Source organism: Micromonospora sp. NPDC023869, from assembly GCF_055559695.1.
In genome coordinates, this window is sequence record NZ_JBVHKD010000003.1 from 403647 (window position 1) to 421891 (window position 18245).

At 72.1% G+C, this 18245-nt stretch carries 17 protein-coding genes; 10 read left to right on the forward strand and 7 right to left on the reverse strand.

The window, feature by feature from the left end; genetic code table 11:
- The first annotated feature begins 8 nt into the window (after nt 1-8).
- Entirely contained in the window at nt 9-1034 is a 1026-nt protein-coding gene (locus tag ACZ31C_RS12345) for a serine hydrolase (RefSeq protein ID WP_465795326.1), read from the forward strand.
- A gap of 63 nt (nt 1035-1097) precedes the next feature.
- Here ACZ31C_RS12345 and ACZ31C_RS12350 read toward each other — a convergent pair whose 3' ends face one another.
- Nucleotides 1098-1547: a MarR family winged helix-turn-helix transcriptional regulator gene (locus ACZ31C_RS12350; protein WP_465795327.1), complete on the reverse strand. Its 450-nt coding sequence runs from the start codon at nt 1545-1547 to the stop codon at nt 1098-1100.
- Nucleotides 1548-1644: 97 nt separating this feature from the next.
- Here ACZ31C_RS12350 and ACZ31C_RS12355 point away from each other — a divergent pair, with 97 nt between their 5' ends.
- The 6 genes from ACZ31C_RS12355 (at nt 1645) to urtE (ending at nt 8132) form a co-directional block, all read left to right on the forward strand.
- A complete protein-coding gene (locus tag ACZ31C_RS12355) occupies nt 1645-2772 on the forward strand; it encodes a substrate-binding domain-containing protein (protein ID WP_350694712.1) in 1128 nt (375 codons plus the stop codon).
- Between the two features lie 528 nt (nt 2773-3300).
- Nucleotides 3301-4545, forward strand: a complete 1245-nt coding sequence (gene urtA, locus ACZ31C_RS12360) for an urea ABC transporter substrate-binding protein (RefSeq protein WP_465795328.1) — start codon at nt 3301-3303, stop codon at nt 4543-4545.
- A gap of 74 nt (nt 4546-4619) precedes the next feature.
- Nucleotides 4620-5507, forward strand: a complete 888-nt coding sequence (gene urtB, locus ACZ31C_RS12365; RefSeq protein ID WP_465795329.1) for an urea ABC transporter permease subunit UrtB — start codon at nt 4620-4622, stop codon at nt 5505-5507.
- Entirely contained in the window at nt 5504-6670 is a 1167-nt protein-coding gene (urtC, locus tag ACZ31C_RS12370) for an urea ABC transporter permease subunit UrtC (RefSeq protein WP_465795330.1), read from the forward strand. Before urtB ends, urtC begins: the two co-directional genes overlap by 4 nt.
- Nucleotides 6667-7440: an urea ABC transporter ATP-binding protein UrtD gene (gene urtD, locus ACZ31C_RS12375; RefSeq protein WP_396750846.1), complete on the forward strand. Its 774-nt coding sequence runs from the start codon at nt 6667-6669 to the stop codon at nt 7438-7440. The genes urtC and urtD overlap by 4 nt, the downstream gene beginning before the upstream one ends.
- Nucleotides 7440-8132, forward strand: a complete 693-nt coding sequence (gene urtE, locus ACZ31C_RS12380) for an urea ABC transporter ATP-binding subunit UrtE (RefSeq protein ID WP_465795331.1) — start codon at nt 7440-7442, stop codon at nt 8130-8132. Before urtD ends, urtE begins: the two co-directional genes overlap by 1 nt.
- A gap of 136 nt (nt 8133-8268) precedes the next feature.
- On the opposite strand, the gene ACZ31C_RS12385 is transcribed toward urtE, so the two are convergent.
- The 3 genes from ACZ31C_RS12385 to ACZ31C_RS12395 all read right to left on the reverse strand — a co-directional run bounded on the left by ACZ31C_RS12385 (nt 8269) and on the right by ACZ31C_RS12395 (nt 10203).
- Complete coding sequence (locus ACZ31C_RS12385; protein ID WP_465795332.1) at nt 8269-8751, reverse strand: Rieske (2Fe-2S) protein; 483 nt, start codon at nt 8749-8751, stop codon at nt 8269-8271.
- A gap of 16 nt (nt 8752-8767) precedes the next feature.
- On the reverse strand, nt 8768-9331 hold the full coding sequence (locus ACZ31C_RS12390; RefSeq protein WP_465795490.1) for a DUF6529 family protein: 564 nt from the start codon (nt 9329-9331) through the stop codon (nt 8768-8770).
- 68 nt (nt 9332-9399) lie between these two features.
- A complete protein-coding gene (locus tag ACZ31C_RS12395) occupies nt 9400-10203 on the reverse strand; it encodes a hypothetical protein (RefSeq protein ID WP_465795333.1) in 804 nt (267 codons plus the stop codon).
- Between the two features lie 262 nt (nt 10204-10465).
- Between ACZ31C_RS12395 and ACZ31C_RS12400 the strand changes: the two genes are divergently transcribed.
- Together ACZ31C_RS12400 and ACZ31C_RS12405 are read left to right on the forward strand one after the other, a co-directional pair.
- Nucleotides 10466-12262, forward strand: a complete 1797-nt coding sequence (locus tag ACZ31C_RS12400) for an ABC transporter ATP-binding protein (protein ID WP_465795334.1) — start codon at nt 10466-10468, stop codon at nt 12260-12262.
- Complete coding sequence (locus ACZ31C_RS12405; RefSeq protein WP_465795335.1) at nt 12259-14082, forward strand: ABC transporter ATP-binding protein; 1824 nt, start codon at nt 12259-12261, stop codon at nt 14080-14082. Before ACZ31C_RS12400 ends, ACZ31C_RS12405 begins: the two co-directional genes overlap by 4 nt.
- A 77-nt stretch (nt 14083-14159) precedes the next feature.
- Here the strand turns inward: ACZ31C_RS12405 and ACZ31C_RS12410 are convergent, their stop codons facing one another.
- The gene (locus tag ACZ31C_RS12410; RefSeq protein WP_465795336.1) at nt 14160-15626 is read right to left on the reverse strand and encodes an aldehyde dehydrogenase family protein; all 1467 of its coding nucleotides are present in this window, start codon (nt 15624-15626) and stop codon (nt 14160-14162) included.
- 155 nt (nt 15627-15781) lie between these two features.
- On the opposite strand from ACZ31C_RS12410, the gene ACZ31C_RS12415 reads away from it, so the two are divergent.
- On the forward strand, nt 15782-16132 hold the full coding sequence (locus ACZ31C_RS12415) for a VOC family protein (protein WP_449945229.1): 351 nt from the start codon (nt 15782-15784) through the stop codon (nt 16130-16132).
- A gap of 73 nt (nt 16133-16205) precedes the next feature.
- On the opposite strand, the gene ACZ31C_RS12420 is transcribed toward ACZ31C_RS12415, so the two are convergent.
- Nucleotides 16206-17015 (reverse strand): SDR family oxidoreductase, encoded by an 810-nt coding sequence (locus ACZ31C_RS12420; RefSeq protein WP_396750935.1) that lies wholly within the window; start codon nt 17013-17015, stop codon nt 16206-16208.
- A 66-nt stretch (nt 17016-17081) separates the two neighbouring features.
- A complete protein-coding gene (locus ACZ31C_RS12425) occupies nt 17082-18206 on the reverse strand; it encodes an acyl-CoA dehydrogenase family protein (protein ID WP_465795337.1) in 1125 nt (374 codons plus the stop codon).
- Nucleotides 18207-18245: the final 39 nt, after the last annotated feature.

Genomic DNA, 18245 nt, shown 5'->3' on the forward strand with positions numbered 1-18245 from the left:
GAGTGGCAATGGCCGAGCAGATGAGTCGTCGGGCCGCGATCGGGATCGGAGCCGCTGCGGCGGCCCTGGTGGCGACACCCGCCGGTGCCGCCGCCGCGCCGAGCACGCCGGCTGCCGGGGACGCGTCTGGCCGTGGTGGAGCGCAGGCGCTGATCCGGCGTACCTATCGTCAGCAGAAGGCGCGCGCGGGCGGCGTGTGGCACTCGCACGTGGCGATGGTGGACGGCTCCGGCGCACTGCGGACCGTGGTGGCCGACGACGCCGACCGGGTCACGCACGGGTACAGCGTGCAGAAGCTGGCCGTCGCGGTGGCGGTGATGGACAAGATCGACCGGGGTGAGCTGGCACTCGGCCAGCGCCTCGACCTGACCGGCGACATCATCCTCGGCGGCAGCGGCATCTATTTCCTGCACACCGTGTGGGGCGACGAGATCACGGTGGCGAACTTCCTCACCGCGATGCTGCTGGTCTCCGACAACACGTCGGTGCGAATGTGCGGGCGGGTGGTGCCGGCGCTGGAGATCAACGAGATCCTCGCCGCCAAGGGCTTCACGCACACGCGGGTCGAGCCGGTGGCCAACCCGAACCGCTTCTTCCTCGGCGTGACCACTCCGCGTGAGACCCACGACCTGCTCTGGCGGCTGGCCAACAAGACCCTGCTGTCGACCCGGTCGTGCGACTTCCTGCTGGGCATCCTGCGCTGGGTGAACGGCTACCACGACGGGATCCGTCGCGACATGTCGTCGGCGGAACGCAGCCGGGTGGCCACCAAGTACGGCGCGGACTACGACACGCTGGGCGCGGCCCGGCACGAGGCCGGGATCATGTTCGACCCGACCGGCGCGCCGACGCTGACCTACGCCTTCTTCGCCGACTCCCTCGGCGACCTGGACAACTACGGCGGCACCCACCCCGCGGTACGCGCCCACGCGACCCTGGGCCGGGTGATGTTCGACGCCGTCGGGCCGGTCACCAACAGCGCGGCACGGGCCCGCCACTCCGTCAACCGGTTCCGCCCGGTCAACGGCGGCTGACCTGACGTCACCGGCACCGTGGCCGGCCGGCGACGGTGACCCGCCCGCCGGCCGGTGGCGGCCTCAGACCCGGGTGGAGGCCGGGCGGCGGTCCGGTTCCAGTCGTCCGATCAGGTCGTCCAGGTGCCCGGCCAGGTCCGCGTCGCCTGAGGCGCTGAGCCCGGACAGGTCGGTGTGGATCTGCGCGGCGATTCGTTCGTGCTCGCCTCGCCCTCGGTCGGTCAGGTACGCCCGGATGCGCCGCCGGTCGAACGGATCGACCCGCCGGAACACCAGGTTGCGGTCCACGAGCTGGTCGACCAGCTTGGTCAGGGTGCCCGGTGGCAGGGACGCCGCGACGGCGACCTCGCTCATCGGGTGCCCCCGACCGTCGGCGAGCAGGCAGAGCACCCGCCACGCCTCGATGGTGAGCGACTCGACGGCGAGCACCGTGCCGACCCGGCGGGCGAGCAGCCGCTCGGCGCGGGTGAGCAGGGGTAGCAGGTCGGCTGCGGAGCCGGGAAGGTCTGACATGGCACTCCCGCCTGGCGGTTGCCGGGTCATCGTACCGAGACGTCCCGTCTGCTGGGGAGGTCTGGTCATCATCCTCGGCTGCGGCCACGATGTGTTCATGTCCGCGCCGGCACCGGGGTACGGGCGTCCGCAGGCGGGGGAGAGGCTCGCCGCCGGGGCGTCCTGGCTCACCGTCGACCGGGGCGTGGTCAGCATCGCGCTGGTGTATCCGATGCGTGGCCCGGCCGGCATGTTCGGCCCGAGCTGTGAGCAGTGCGCCCAGCTCGCGGTGGAGGAGGTCAACCAGCGCGGCGGGGTGCTCGGACGCGAGCTGCGGCTGGTGCCGGTCGACGGTGGCGCGCCACCGGCCGAGGTGGCCGCCGAGGTGGAGGCGCTGGTGTCGACCGGCGCCGTGCAGGGCGTCACCGGCTGGCACATCTCCTCGGTGCGACAGGCGGTCGCGCCGCGCATCGCGCACCGGGTGCCGTACGTCTACACCGCCCTGTACGAGGGCGGGGAGCGGACCGAGGGTGTGTTCCTGACCAGCGAGACGCCGGACGCGCAACTGTGGCCGGCGATGCGGGTGCTCGCCGCCGACCTCGGAATCCGGCGGTGGTTCGTGGTCGGCAACGACTACGTCTGGCCCCGCCGGACCACCCGCGCCGCCTACCGGTACGCGCTGCGCAGCGGCGGCCGGGTGGTCGGGCACCACTTCCTGCCGTTGGAGACGCACGACTACGTCGAGGTGCTGCGGCGCATCGAGCGCAGCGACGCCGACGCGGTGCTGATGCTGCTGGTCGGGGCCGACGCGGTCCGGTTCAACCGGGCCTTCGCACGGTCCCGGTTGGACCAGCGCTGCCTGCGGTTGAGCACGCTGATGGACGAGAACATGCTGCTGGCCAGTGGCGCGACGAACACGCGGGGCCTGTTCAGCACGGCCGGCTTCTTCGCCGGGCTGGTCACGCCGGAGAATCTCGACTTCCACGGCCAGTTCGCCCGCCGCTTCGGGTTGGAGGCGCCGCCGCTGGGCAGCCTCGGTGAGTCCTGTTACGAGGGCGTGATGCTGCTGTCCGCCCTCATCGCCAAGGCCGGCACGCTGGACGTGCGGGCGGTGGAGGCGTCCGCCGACGTGGTGTCGTACGACGGGCCGCGTGGTGAACTGCGGCTGCGGCGTCGGCACGTACGCCAGCGCATCTATCTGGCCGAGGCCGACGGCCTGGACTTCACCGTCCTCGCCGAGCTCTGAAGCGGTCGGCGGCCGGCACCTGCGGGCCGAGGACCCAGCGGTCGGCGCGGTCGAGCGAACGGCGGGGGGTCGATCGGCGGCGTGACCCGACCGTGCCTTGACAGGATCGCGCACCGGCCACATAAGATACTTCCTGCGTGAAGTATCCGGCCTGCGGGCGGGATGCGACCACCCACCCGACGGTGATCGGAAATTGCCGCCGTCGCGGTCCATATTCGTGTGCCGGTGCCATTCCGCCGATTCTCGCGGCGGGGCTCCGGCATTTTCTGCATCCGCGCCTGCGATCGGCAGTAGCCTGCGGAAACAGTCTATTGAGGATCGGGAAACATTCGCGCAACGAAGCGGATCGAAGCTTTCCCTGCCCGATATCCGAATCGGTGCCCGGACCGACGTCCACCCGCCGTGCCGGGCAGCGCGACATGTTCCGACGGACCGCACCGCACCCGCAGAATCCGCACTTCTCGACCCGGGACCGACGCTCGTTCCCGGGCACTGACTCCACGCCCAGGCGCGAAGCAGGGAGCATTGATGACACTGATCCGGGGCCGCCGCATCCTGGCGGGTGCCATGACCCTGGTCGCCGCAGCCGCACTGGCCGCGTGCGGCAGCAAGACCACCGATGGGAACACCTCTGCCGGCGTCAGCGCCGACGTCTCCGGCGACACCGTCAAGGTGGGCCTGCTCAACTCCCTCTCCGGCACCATGGCCATCAGCGAGGTGACCGTCCGCGACGCGATCACGCTGGCGATCGAGGAGATCAACGGCGCCGGTGGCGTACTCGGCAAGAAGATCCAGCCGGTCGGCGAGGACGGCGCCTCGGACTGGCCGACGTTCGCCGAGAAGGCCGAGAAACTAATCCGTGAGGACCGCGTCGCCGCCGTCTTCGGATGCTGGACCTCGGCCAGTCGCAAGGCCGTCAAGCCGGTCTTCGAGAAGAACAAGGCGCTGCTGTTCTATCCCGTGCAGTACGAGGGACTGGAACAGTCGCCGTACATCTTCTACACCGGCGCGACCACGAACCAGCAGATCGTTCCCGGCCTGGAGTATCTCAAGGCGCAGGGTGCCAAGTCGCTTTATCTGGTCGGGTCCGACTACGTCTTCCCGCGCACCGCGAACAAAATCATCAAGGCGTACGCGCAGGCCAACGGAATGACCGTGCTGGGGGAGGACTACGCCCCGCTCGGGTCCACCGAGTTCGGCACGATCACCAACAAGGTGAAGTCCGCCGGGGCGGACGCGGTCTTCAACACCCTCAACGGCGACAGCAACGTGGCGTTCTTCAAGGAGTACAAGTCCGCCGGGCTGACCGCCGCCGCCATGCCGGTGGTCTCGGTCTCCATCGCCGAGGAGGAGGTCAAGAGCATCGGCACGCAGTACCTGGAGGGCCAGCTCACCGCCTGGAACTACTACCAGACCACGCCGGGCGCGGCGAACGAGAAGTTCGTGGCCGCGTACAAGGCCCGCTTCGGCGCGGACAAGCCGACCAGTGACCCGATGGAGGCCGCGTACGTCTCGGTCCACCTGTGGAAGGCGATGGTGGAGAAGGCCGGCACGTTCGACGTGGAGAAGGTCCGGGAGGCCTCCGACGGCATCACCTTCGAGGCGCCGGAGGGTCTGGTCACCGTGGACGGTGCGACCCAGCACATCGCCAAGACGGCCCGGGTCGGCAAGGTCGGCGCGGACGGGCTGATCGCCGAGGTCTGGAACTCCGGCCAGCCGATCACGCCGGACCCGTACCTCAAGAGCTACCCCTGGGCCGGCGGCCTGAGCTGACCGACGCCCCGGTCCCACGGCCCGGGCGGGACCCGTCCCGCCCGGGCCCCCATCCGCAGTTCGGAGTACCCACCGTGACAGTTCTCATCGGTCAACTCTTCACCGGCGTCAGCATCGGCGCGGTGCTGCTGCTGATCGCGCTGGGCCTGGCGCTCACCTTCGGCCAGATGGGCGTGATCAACATGGCGCACGGCGAGTTCATCATGGCCGGCGCCTACACCACCTACGTCCTGCAACAGGTCATCACCGCAGCCGGGTGGTCGCTGCTGGTGGCGCTGCCGGTCGCCTTCGCGGTGGCCGGCACGATGGGCGTCCTGCTGGAGATCCTGCTGATCCGCCGGCTCTACGCCCGGCCGCTGGACACGCTGCTGGTCACCTGGGGCGTCTCGCTGATCCTGCAACAGCTCGCCCGGGACGTCTTCGGCAGCCCCAACGTGCAGACCCGAGCCCCGGAACTGCTCACCGGCAACATCGCGCTGCCGGGCGGGATCACCGTCGCCAACAACCGGCTGTTCATCCTGGCCCTGGCCGGTGGCGCGGTGCTCGCGCTGACGCTCGCGTTGCGCCTCACCCCGCTGGGTCGCCGGATCCGCGCCGTGGTGCAGAACCGCGACCTGGCGGCCGTCTCCGGCATCGCCACCGCCCGGGTGGACCGGATGACCTTCTTCATCGGGTCCGGCCTGGCCGGCATCGCCGGAGTCGCGCTGACGCTGCTCGGCCCGATCGGTCCCACCATGGGCACCAACCTGATCATCGACGCCTTCCTGGTCGTCGTGGTCGGTGGCATCGGCCAGCTCAAGGGCACCGTGATCGTCGCCTTCGCGCTGGGCGTGCTCCAAGCCTCCGGCGAATACCTGACCACCCTCAGCGTCGCCAAGGTGATGGTGTTCGTCGCCATCGTCGCGTTCCTCCAGTGGCGACCCCAGGGCCTGTTCACGCTGCGTACCAGGAGTTTGGCATGACCACCGTGGCCAGAGATCCCGTCACCGCCGACGCACCCGTGCCTGCACCGGCCACCCCCGCCGCCGGCCCGTCCCGGCACCGGTTCCGGGCCGCCGCCGGGTTCGCGTTCGGCGCGGCCCTGCTGTTCGCCGTCGCCCCGCTGCTGCTCTCCGACTTCCGGCTGTCCCTGCTGGCCAAGTACCTCTGCGTGGCGATGGTCGCGGTCGGCATCGGCCTGGCCTGGGGACGCGGCGGCATGCTCGCCCTCGGCCAGGGCGTCTTCTTCGGTCTCGGCGGCTACGCGATGGCCATGCACCTCAAGCTCGCCGACGCGGGTCCGGGCACCATGCCCGACTTCATGATGCTGTACGGGCAACTCGACGAGTTGCCACTGTGGTGGCGACCGTTCGCCAGCCCGTGGTTCGCACTGCCCGCCACGGTGCTGCTGCCGATGGCGGTCGCCTTCGTCCTCGGGTCGCTGGTGTTCCGCCGCCGGGTCCGGGGCGCCTACTTCGCCATCCTCAGCCAGGCCCTCGCCGCCGCCATGGTGATCCTGCTGATCGGTCAGCAGGGCACCACCGGTGGCACCAACGGCCTCACCGACATCCAGGGCTTCTTCGGCTACGACCTGGACGACCCGGTCAACCAGCGGATGGTCTACTTCATCATCGCCGGCACCCTGTTGGCGCTGCTGGCCCTGACCCGGCACCTGATGCAGAGCCGCTACGGCGAACTGCTCGTCGCGGTCCGCGACGGCGAGGAACGGGTCCGCTTCCTCGGCTACGACCCGGCCACCGTCAAGCTGGTCGCGTACGTGGTGGCGGCGGGGATGGCCGGGCTGGCCGGGGCGCTGTTCGTCCCCGCGGTCGGCATCATCTCGCCGGCGCTGATCGGGATCGTGCCGTCCATCGAGTTCGTCATCGGTGTCGCCATCGGCGGTCGGGCCACCCTGCTCGGGCCGGTCCTCGGCGCGGTCGCGGTGGCGTGGGCCCGGACCGCCCTGTCGGAGCAGTTCCCGGGCACCTGGACGTACCTGCAGGGTCTGTTGTTCGTGGTGGTGGTGGCCTTCCTCCCCGGCGGCCTGGCGTCGCTGGTCGGCCTGGTCCGCCGCCGCGACGACGGCGACGAACGCCCCGGCCGGTTCGGCCGGCTGCGGCGGCGGAAGGCGGAGGCGACCTCGTGACCGGGCAACTGCACGGGCTCACCGTGCGCGACCTGCGGGTCAGTTTCGACGGCTTCACCGCCGTGGACGGCGTCAGCCTGGACGTCGCACCCGGGGACATCCGGTTCCTCATCGGACCGAACGGCGCCGGCAAGACCACCCTGGTCGACGCCGTCACCGGGCTGGTCCGGGCCGGCGGCTCGGTCCGCTTCGGCGACCGGGAACTGCTCGGGCGGCCGGTGCACCGGATCAGCCGCCTCGGCGTGGGACGCACGTTCCAGACCTCGACGGTGTTCGAGGAGCTGACCGTGGTGCAGAACCTCGACATCGCGGCCGGTGCGCGGCGGAACTGGGCGACGCTGCTGCGCCGCCGGCACGGGGTGCCCGACGAGGTGGCCGAGGCGCTCGACGTGATCGGCCTGGCCGACCGGGCCGAGCAGCTCGCCGGCACCCTCGCGCACGGGCAGAAGCAGTGGCTGGAGATCGGCATGCTGCTCGTCCAGGACGCCCGGCTGCTGCTGCTCGACGAACCGGTGGCCGGGATGAGCCACGAGGAACGCGACGCCACCGGTCGCCTGTTGGAGAAGGTCGGCCGGGACCGCACGGTGGTGGTGATCGAGCACGACATGGACTTCCTGCGCCGCTTCGCGCGGACGGTCACCGTGCTGCACGCCGGTCGGGTGCTCAGCGAGGGCACCGTGGCGCAGGTGCAGGCCGACCCGCGTGTGCAGGAGGTCTACCTCGGTCACCCGGTCGACGCCGGGGCGGCCCCGACGGCTACGGAGGCATGATGCTCAGTCTGCGCGGCGTGCACGCCGGTTACGGCCGCAGCCGGGTGCTGCACGGCGTCGACGTCGAGGTGCCCGACGACGGGGTGGCGGCGGTCCTCGGGCACAACGGCGCGGGCAAGTCCACCCTGCTGCGGGTCGCCGCCGGTCTGCTGCGTCCCCGCGCCGGTCGGGTCGAGCTGGACGGGGTGGACATCACCCGGCTGGCCCCGCACGAGCGGGTCGCCCGGGGCATCGCGTACGTGCCGCAGGGCCAGCAGTGCTTCCCGCACCTGACGGCGGCGGAGAACCTGCGGCTGGTCGCCGACGGTCGGCGTGACGGCGCGGCGGCCACGGCCGAGGTGCTGGACCTGTTCCCCGCGCTGCGACCGTTGCTGCGCCGTCGGGCGGGACTGCTCTCCGGCGGTCAGCGCCAGCAGTTGGCCATCGCGCGGGCCCTGATCACCCGGCCCCGGCTGTTGATGCTCGACGAGCCGACCGAGGGCATCCAGCCGTCGGTGGTGACCGAGATCCAGGAGCGGATCGTGGCGCTGATCGCGCAGCGTGGGTTCAGCGTGCTCCTGGTCGAGCAGCACCTCGGGTTCGCGCTGCGGGTGGCCGACCGCTACCACGTGCTGGAGTCGGGGCGGGTCACCTCGGCCGGCGAGGGTGGGGCCACGGCCGAGTCGACCGTACGGCAGGCGCTCGCGGTCTGAGCCCGCCGCAGGCTCCGGGACCCCTGCCCCACCCGCCCCCGGGTGAGGCAGGGGCCGTCCGGTGTCGCGACGCCACTCCGGACGGCCCCGCGCGGCCCGGGCCTGGAGTGGGCCGCGTCCTGGGTGTTCGCGCCGCCTAGGCCAGCCGGATGGCGTCCCCGTCGACGGAGACGTTCGCGGCGGGCAGCGGGGACCCCGCCGGTCCGCTGCGCACCGAACCGTCGGCGATGTCGAACACGCTGTTGTGGCAGGCGCAGACGATGGTGCCGTTGGTGACCGAGGTGACCGTGCAGCCCTGGTGGGTGCAGGTCGACGAGTACGCCTTGATGGTCCCCGGCGTCGGCTGGGTGATCACCACCCCGGCGTCGCCGTAGATCTGTCCACCACCCACCGGGATGTCGGCCAGGGTGGCCAGGGCCGGCGGGCCGCCACCGGCGTCCGGCGCGCCCGACGCGGACGGGTCGGCACTGGGGTTCCCGGCGGGCGGCGGTGGTGGCGGGGGCGCCGAGGTCGGCTGGCCGTACGTGGCGCATCCGGTCAGCGCGGCCACGCCCACCGCACCGGTGCCGGCCAGCATGGCCCGTCGCGACCGGCAGCAGCCGGCCTGCTCGTGGTTCATCCGAGGTGCCTTTCCGTCAGAGCTGGAAACCGAACGTGGTGAAGTACCAGACCGACGAGGTCAGGAAGACACCGATCAGGGCGACGAACACGACTCCACCGATCACCGGCAGCACCCACCCGGCGAGACCACGCTTGGGCAGGGTCAGCATCTTGGTGGCGAACACGCCGAAGAAGAAGCAGCCCAGCAGGGAGTGCATCAGCACCCGGGTGTCGAAGTCGGCGAAACCGAGCGCGTACAGGCAGTGCACCGCGACCGGCACGGTGAGCAGGAAGGCGATCCGTCCCGACCAGCGGTGCACGGCACCGGCCCAGGGCGGGGAGAACCCGCCGAGCCGGCCCCACATGGACAGCGCCGAGAGCAGTTGGACGACGGCGAAGAACGCCGCGCCCGTGCCCAGCCACACCTTCACCGTCAGCGGCGACGAGAACCCCGCCACGTTGACCGCGATGCCGGTCGGGGTGTGGGTGCGGCCGTACACCCCCAACGCCACCGCGACCCCCGCCCCAACCAGCAGCGGGACCACCATCGAGGGACGCGGCGCCGGAGCGCTCGGCGGCGGGCCGTCGAAGTCGCGCATCACCTCCATGGACGGATCCCGGGGGCGGCGGGGCACGGTCCGCACGCTGCCGTGGCGGTGCTGGGACATCACCGTGCTCCGGGGACGACCGGCGCGGCGGTGATGGTGACCCCGTTGACCTTGGTGGTGAAGAAGGCCGGGTCCAGCGGTGGTGCCGGGATGGGCTTGCCGTTCCAGGTGACGATCCCGATCTGGGTACCGTCCGGCAGCATGATCCAGCCACCGTCGATGCCGGCCGCACGGATGTCCTCGGTCGCCCGGTAGATCGCCGGGGCGGTGCCGGAGCCGGACTTGACCACCGGGCTGTCGTCGGTCTTCTGCTCGGGCCGGGCGGTGAACTTCCACCGGCGTACGCCGACGATCATCTCGCCGCTGGCCACGTCGCCCCGGATCACGCCGGAGAGCTTGGCGTCCTTGCCGGTCAGCTCGATCTTGCCGTCGCGGACCGTGCCGGAGAGCCAGACCTCCATCTCCCGACCGTCGCAGACGTACGCCTCCGCCTTGCCGTTCTTGACGGTGATCGCGATGGTGGCGCCGTTCTCCAGCTCGCCGATCCAGTTCTGCTCCACCGAGTTGACCTCGGTGCCGGCCGACGACGGGTCCCGGTCGGCCGGTGGCGAGGTCACGCCCGGCCGTGCGCCGTCCGGGGCGTCCGGGTCCACCTCCGGCTCGGCGGGGTCGTCCACCTCGTCCTCGACGTCGGCCTCGACGTCGTCCTCGATCCCGGTCGACGGTGCCGGCGCGGCGGCCGGCGGTCCGTTCCCGGCGGCGGGCTGGGTTCCCGGCGGGGATGCCTGCGCACTCATCGTGAACAGCACGGCGGCCGTCACCGCCCCCGAGAGGAGGGTGAGCAACGGGGTCATGCGCTTCATGGGCCACTCCCTTCGCCCAAGACGTACGGCCGACGGCGGTGTATCGGTTCAATCGGCGCGGGAGAACCTTTGCCGGACGGCCCGGGGCGGTGTCCGAGGTGGTCCGTTCGGACAGGTGTCGATCACCCTGAGCGGTCGGTCGGCCCACCGTCGGCGACATTTGCGCGCGGGGAGCCTGTCTCACGACATCGATAACGACTACCATTACACCGCTCGGGAGGTCCTCAACGGACCGACGACCGCCGACGAGACGGGGTGGGCGATGGCCGCCGGGACCGACACGGACGCCGGTGGTGGCGGCCGCGAACTGCTCCGATCACTGGTACGCGCACAACGAGGCCGACTCACCTCGGCCGTGCTGCTCGCCGTCGCGGCGGTGGCGTTCCAGCTCGTGCCCTACCTGATGGCCTACCGGGTCGCGGTCGAGCTGGTCACCGAGGCGGATCCCGACGGCGGTTCCCTGATCCGGTACGCCGTCGTCGCACTGGTCGCCATCGCGGCCGGCACCGCGCTGATGGGCGGAGCCCTGGCGATCAGCCACGTCTGCGCGTACTGGCTGCTGCACCGGCTGCGCCAGCGCATCGCCGAACGCGTCTCGGTGCTGCCGCTGGGCGAGGTGACCCGGCGCGGCAGCGGCGGGGTCGGCAAGCTCGCCATGGAGGACGTCGAACGCATCGAGGTCTTCGTCGCACACATGCTGCCCGACGCGGTCGCCGCGTTGACCGTGGTCGCGGCGACCACCGTCTGGCTCTTCGTCATCGACTGGCGGCTGGCGCTGGCGGCGGTGGCGGTCGTCCCGCTGGCCATGCTGGCGATGCGGCACGCCACCCGGGGCTCCGGCGCATGGGTGGCGCAGTGGCACGGCGCCGGAATGGCGATGAACCAGACGGTCACCGAGTTCCTGCACGGCATCAAGGCCGTCAAGGTGTTCAACCGGCAGACCGACACCGTGGCCCGGGCCACCGACGCGGTCCGCCGGTACGTCGACTCGGAGACCCGCTGGGGGCTGGCCTTCCTGCCCGGCGGGGCGGCGTACTTCACGATCATGGCGGCCAACGTGGCCGTCGTCGTACCGGTGGGGCTCTGGCTCTATCGCGACGGCGCGGTCGACGTGCCCACCCTGCTGCTGTTCCTGCTGCTCGCCCTCGGCTACACCGCGCCGCTGACCAAGCTCACCGGCTACAGCTCACAGTTGCGCCAGGTGCGGTTCGGCGCCGACGAGATCGCCGCCCTGCTGAACAGCCCGGCGCTGCCGGACACCGGTCGTCGGGTGCCGCTCGGTCCGGCCTCGGTCGAGCTGGCCGACGTCTCGTTCGGTTACACCCCCGACCGGCTCGCCCTCGACGGGGTGAGCATCCACGCCGAGGCGGGCCGGGTCACCGCCGTCGTCGGCCCCAGCGGCTCGGGCAAGAGCACCGTCGCCCGGCTGGTCTCCCGGTTCTTCGACGTGGATGCCGGCAGCGTACGGGTCGGCGGTGTCGACGTCCGGGAGATGGCCGTCGACCAGCTGATGGACACGGTCGCGGTGGTGTTCCAGGACCCGTTCCTGTTCCACGACACGGTCCGGGCCAACCTGACCCTGGGCCGCCCCGACCTGGACGACGAGACCGTGCACCGGGCCGCCCGTGCGGCGCGCTGCCACGACTTCATCCTCTCCCTGCCCGAGGGCTACGACACCGTGGTCGGCGAGCGGGGCGCCACCCTCTCCGGGGGCGAGCGGCAGCGCATCTCGATCGCCCGTGCCCTGCTCAAGGACGCGCCGGTGGTGGTGCTGGACGAGGCGACCGCCTCCACCGACCCGGAGAACGAGATCGCCATCCAGCAGGCGGTGGCGAACCTGGCCACCGGGCGCACCCTGCTGGTCATCGCGCACCGGCTCAGCACCATCCGGGACGCCGACCGGATCGTGGTGCTGACCGACGGCCGGGCGGTCGAGACCGGCCGCCACGACGACCTGGTGGCCGCCGACGGCACGTACGCGCGGCTCTGGGCCGACGCCACCACCAGCGCCCGATGGAGTCTCGGCGCCAGCGACGAGCGGAGCGGAGCGCGCGGATGAGCACCCTGACCTCACCCCTCGGCGGTCAGCAGGACGCCCCGCCGGTCAGCACGGTGGCCGGACGCACCGTGGCGCTGATCCGCCGGCTCTGGGAGCTGTCCGATCCCCGGCTGCGTCGTCAGCAACTGTGGGGGATCGCCGCCCGGATGGCGGCGGCGGTCTGCATCGCGGTGCCCATCTGGCTGCTCGTCGTGGTCCTGCAACGACTCCGCGAGGCCAACCTCGGCGGGCCGCCGATCAGCCAACGCGAGGTGCTCCTGTGGAGCGCCGCCGTGGTGGCGGCGACCGTCGGCCAGTTCGGCTTCGACCTGCTCGCCCAGCGGCAGAGCTGGGTGGCCTCCTTCGAACTCCTCGGCGAGCTGCGTCTGCGGGCGCTGGAACACCTGCGCCGGCTCCCGCTCGGCTACCACACCAAACGGCAGACCGGTGACCTCACCGCCCTGGTCACGCACCATCTCAGCGAGCTGGAGCCGGTGGTCTTCGGTGCCGTGCCCACCATCATCGGCGCGGCCCTGCTGCCGCTGGTGATCGCGGTGGGCCTGCTGGTCGAGGACTGGCGGATGGGCCTGGCCGCGCTGGCCACCATCCCGCTGGCGATGCTGGTCTACGCCTGGTCGCAGCGGACCTTCGCCCGGCTCGCGGCGGAACGCGCCCAGGCCAGCGGCCAGGCCGCGGCCCGTTTCCAGGAGTACGTCTCGGGCATCGCGGTGGCCCGCGCGCACGGTGCCACGGGTGAGCGCTCCAGTCGCCTCGCGCAGGCCCTGGTCCGGCACCGGGAGGCGAGCATCGGGCTGGTGAACAAGCTGGTCGTCCCGCTGGTGCTCTTCCTGACCGTGATCGAGCTGGGGCTGCCGGTGGTGCTCCTGGCCGGGGCCTTCCTGCTGATCGGCGGCGACCTGGCGCCGGCCACCTTCCTGGTGTTCGCGGTGCTGTCGCTGCGCATCCACGGGCCGCTGCGGGCGATGGGCGAGCAGACCGAGAGCCTGCGGGTCGGCGAGGCGGCCGTGGACCGGCTCGGCGCGCTGCTGGCCGAACCGGTGCCGGCGGAGGTCCGGGCCGGACCTCCGCCACAGGGCCACGACGTCGAGTTCGACCGCGTCTCCTACGCCTATCCGGGGGCGTCCCGCCCGGCGCTGCGGTCGGTCAGCTTCGAGGCCACCAGCGGCACGGTGACCGCGCTGGTCGGCAGCAGCGGCGCCGGCAAGACCACCTGTCTGCACCTGCTGGCCCAGTTCTTCGCGCCGGACTCCGGGACGATCCGGATCGGCGGGGTCGACATCCGGGAACTGGACAGCCGGACCCTCTTCGACGCGGTGACCGTGGTCTTCCAGGACAGCTATCTGTTCAGCGAGTCGGTGCGGGACAACATCCGCTTCGGTCGGCCGGAGGCCGACGACGACGAGGTGGACCGCGCGGCGGCGCAGGCCCGGGTGGACGAGATCGTGGCCCGGCTGCCGCAGGGCGCGGACACTCTGGTCGGTGAGGGCGGGGCCACGCTCTCCGGTGGGGAGCGGCAGCGGTTGTCGCTGGCCCGGGCCATCCTCAAGGACGCACCGATCGTGCTGCTCGACGAGCCGACCGCGGCGATGGACGCCACCAACGAGCGACACGTCCAGCAGGCCCTGTCCGGCCTGATCCGGGACCGTACGGTACTGGTGGTCGCGCACCGGCTCGGCACGGTGCGGCACGCCGACCGGATCGTGGTTCTCGACGGCGGCGAGGTCGTCGAGGTGGGACGGCACGACGAACTCCTGGCCCGCGACGGGCGGTACGCGCGGATGTGGGCCGAGCAGGAGGCGACCCGCTCCTGGCGGCTGTAGTCGCCGGACGGGCGGCCGACGGCCGCCCGTCCGGCGGGTGACGCTCTCCGGGGGTCCCGGCCGGAGCCGGGACAACCTCAGGCGGCGATCCAGACGTTCTTCGGCCGCAGGAACTCCCGGACGCCGGCCTCGCCGCCGATCCGGCCCCAGCCGCTCTGCCGCATCCCGCCGAACGGGGCCGACGGCAGCACGCCGGGCACCCCGTTGACCCAAACGCTGCCCGCCGCCACCGCGCGACTGACCCGGTGCGCCGTGCGCAGGTCGGTGGTGTGCAGGTACGCCCCGAGCCCGTAGCGGGTGCCGTTGGCCAGCCGGATCGCCTCCTCCTCCGTGTCGAAGGAGGTGAACGCCAGCACCGGCCCGAAGATCTCCTCCTGCGCCAGCTCGCTGTCCGGGTCGACCTCCCCGAACACCGTCGGCGCGATGAAGTACCCGTCGCCCAGATCGCCGCCGAGCCGTTCACCGCCGGTCACCAGCCGCCCCTGGCCCTTGTCCCGGGCCCGGTCCACCACGCCCAGGATCCGGTGGCACGCCTGCTCGCTGACGACCGGGCCCATCATGGTGCGCTCCTGCGCGGGATCGCCGAGCGGCACCCGGGCCAGCCGGGCGGCGACGGTCCGCAGCACCTCGTCGTAGACGGACGAGTGCACCAACACCCGGGTGCCGTTGGCGCAGCCCTGGCCGCTGAGCGCGACGACGCCGCTCATCGCCAGCCGGGCCGCCATCCGCACGTCGGCGTCGGCGAAGACGACGTGGGCCGACTTGCCGCCCAGCTCCAGGCCCACCGGCAGGAGCCGCTCGGCGGCGGTGGCGAGGATCCGCCGGGCGGTGCTGCCGCCGCCGGTGAAGTGCACCTTGTCCACGCCCGGGTGCCGGACCAACGCCTCGCCGCCGGCCGCCCCGCCGGGCACCACGTTGAGCACGCCGGGTGGGAAACCCGCCTCCAGCGCCAGCTCACCGATGCGCAACGCGGTGAACGGCGCCAGCTCGGAGGGTTTGAGCACGATGGTGTTGCCGGCCGCGAGCGCCGGGCCGAGCATCTGCGCGACCGACACGAGCGGGCCGTTCCAGGGAATGATCAGGGCCACCACGCCGTACGGCTCGTCAAGCGTGTAGTCGACGGCCCGGATCGGCCACGTCGGGACGACCTCGCCGCCGACCTTGTCCGCCCATCCGGCGTTGTACCGCAGGTGGTCCACGGCGACGCGGGGCATCACCGAGGCGAACTGTCGAGGGCAGCCGTTCTCCAGCGTCTGCAACGCACTCAGCTCGGTGGCGTGTCGCTCGACCAGGTCGGCCAGGGCGAGCAGCAGGTCCCGGCGTACGTTGCCGGCAGTGGCCCGCCAGCCGTCGAGGGCCTCGCCTGCGGCACGGACCGCCGCGTCCATCTCGGCGGCGCCGCCCAGCGGCACGGCGGCGGTGACGCGTCCGTCGGCGGCGTACACGTGCTCGTGCACGCCGCCGGTGGTGGTGGCCGTGCGAACGGCGCCGATCAGGGCGGCGGTGTCCGGGATCAGTTCGGTCGGAGCGGCGGTGACGGGCACGTGGTGACACCTCTTCCGGCTCGGCGCGCCATCCGATGGCGACGGTCAGCGGAGTATGTTGGGTCGAATCCTAGTGTAGTTTGTTGCGTTAGATAGCCCCCGTCCGGACGGTCGGTCGGGTGGCGCACCGGATCGTTGGACCGAGGAGGCCGGTCGTGTCAGGACAGCTGTCGTACTTCGAGTTCGGGGTGCCGGACGTCGCGGTGGCCAGCAGCTTCTATGCCGAGTTGTTCGGCTGGAAGGTGCAGGCGCAGGAACACGGTGGGTCGATCGACACCGGGGAGGCGGCGGTGCCGGGCGGCTTCCACCGCGACCCCGGGCCGCCGCAGCACTACCTCTACTTCCGGGTGGACGACATCGACGCCGCCATCAAGCGGGTGCAGGAACTCGGCGGCGAGGTCGAGCCGATGCGCCCGGCCACCGAGGAGTGGGGTGCGTTCGCGGAGTGCCGGGACAACCAGGGGCTCGCCTTCGGCCTGCACGTACCGCCCAAGCCGAAGGGCTGACCACGGCGCGGGGGCCGGCTGTCCGATCGGACACCCGGCCCCCGCGCGGTCTCCGGCGGGTCACCCCGCCGCGTCACTGCTCGTCGGTGAGGAACCGGCCCGGCACGTATCCGGTCCGAGCGGTGGAGAGCCCGCCGTCGACCGTGACCACCGCACCGGTCACGTACGACCCGGCGCGGCTGCACAGGTAGATGGCGGTGCCGACGATGTCGTCCGGTCGCCCGATGCGCTGCAACGGCGTCACCGCGGCGATCTCCTCACCCATCGCCTCCAGCACGCCGGCCATCATCCGGGACGGGAAGCTGCCCGGCGCGATCACGTTCGCGGTCACCGTGGGCGCGAAGTCGTGCGCCAGCATCCGGGTGATGTGGTGGATCGCCGCCTTGGCCGCGGCGGCCGAGTAGGTCGGCATCTCCGGCACCCGCTGGGCGTCCGCGCTGCCGATGTTGACGATGCGGGCCGGATCCTCGGCGGTGCCCGCCGCCCGCAGCAGTCCGGCCAGTTCCCGCACCAGGAACAGCGGTGCCTTCAGGCCCAGGTCGAGCACGCTGTCCCAGGCGTTGGCGGGGAACTGCTCCACCGGCGCGGTCCAGGCGGTACCGGCGTTGTTGACCAGGATGTGCAGCGCGGACTCCCGCTCGCCGATCTCCCGCGCCAGCCGGACGCACTCGGCCTCGTCGGAGAGGTCGGCGGGGATCGCCACGCACGTCCCACCGCCGGCCGAGAGCTCCTGGGCCACGTCCTCGCAGTCGGACTTGGTCCGCGCGGTCAGATAGACCCGCACACCGGCGGCGACGAAACCCTCCGCGATCATCCGGCCGATGCCCTGGGTGCCGCCGGTGACCAGTGCCGTCTTGCCGGCGACCGAGAACAACTCACTCATTGGAACCTCCACAGACGATGTGCTCTCCACGGCGCCGGTCCACGGCCGGCCCCGCGACGACTCGGGTCAGCGCGGCCCGGCGGACGTCTCCTCGTCCACCGCGAGCGCGCCCAACGTGGCGTACGAGTCGCGACCCGCCACGAAGTGCTGGGTGGCGGTACGCATGTCCCGCATCCGCCGTTGCAGCGGCGAGGTGTCGTACACCCCGGTACCGCCGGACAGCGTGTACGTGGCGTCGACGACCTGTGCGCAGAGGCTGGTCACCTGGGCCGCCGCCGCGCGCAGTCGGGCCCGGCCACCCGGCGACGCGGAGTCGGGTGCCGTCGTGGCCTCGGCCGCCTCCGCGTACAGCAGCGCCCGGGCCGCGCGGTGCATGGTTTGCGCCTCGCCCAGCCGGTCGAGGAAGACCGGCGAGTCGGCGAGCCGCCGCGCGCTCAGCGCCGGACGTTTGCCGTCGGCGGCCAGGCGCACCAGGTCGGTCAGCGCGCCGTCGGCCAGACCGACCGCCACCGCGCCGATGATCAGGCTGGACTGCGCGATGCGGTGTGCGGCGTCATCGTCCTGCGGGGCGACCGCGAGATGCTCCGGCACCCGCGCGTCGTCGACCGTCACGTCGTGGCTGGCGGTGCCGCGTAGGCCCAGCACCTGCCAGGTGTCGAGGACGCGCACGTCGCGGGCCGGGACGAACAGGATGCGGGTGGCGGGTGCGCCGTCCGGGCCGACCGGCACGCTGCGCCCGGACACCAGCACGCAGTTCAGATAGAACCAGGCGGCCCGGGGACACCCGGTGACGAAGGGCCAGCGGCCGGTCACCCGCCAGCCGTCGTCGCCGGTACGGGCCCGGCCCTTGGGCGCCACGGCACCGGCGACCAGGGTGTCCGCGCCGTCGGCGAAGACCTCGTCCAGCGCGGCGGCCGGACCGCACCGCACGATCAGGTGCGACAGCGCCACCTGACCCACCGTCCACGAGGTGGCCGCGTCGGCACGGGCGAGTTCCTCCAGCACGGCGAGCACGTCGGGCAGGTCGAGCTGGTCGCCGCCGTGACTGGCGGGGGCGAACATCCGGAAGCAGCCGGCCGCGCGGAGGTCGTCCACGAGGTCGTCGGGGAGGCCGCGCCGCTGCTCGATCTCCTCGGCGTGCTTCGCCACTCGGGACGCCAGCTCGCGTACCCGGGACAGCGTTGGGTTCACGTCGGCCCCCTCCTGTGTTCGGTGTGTCGTGTTCGGACG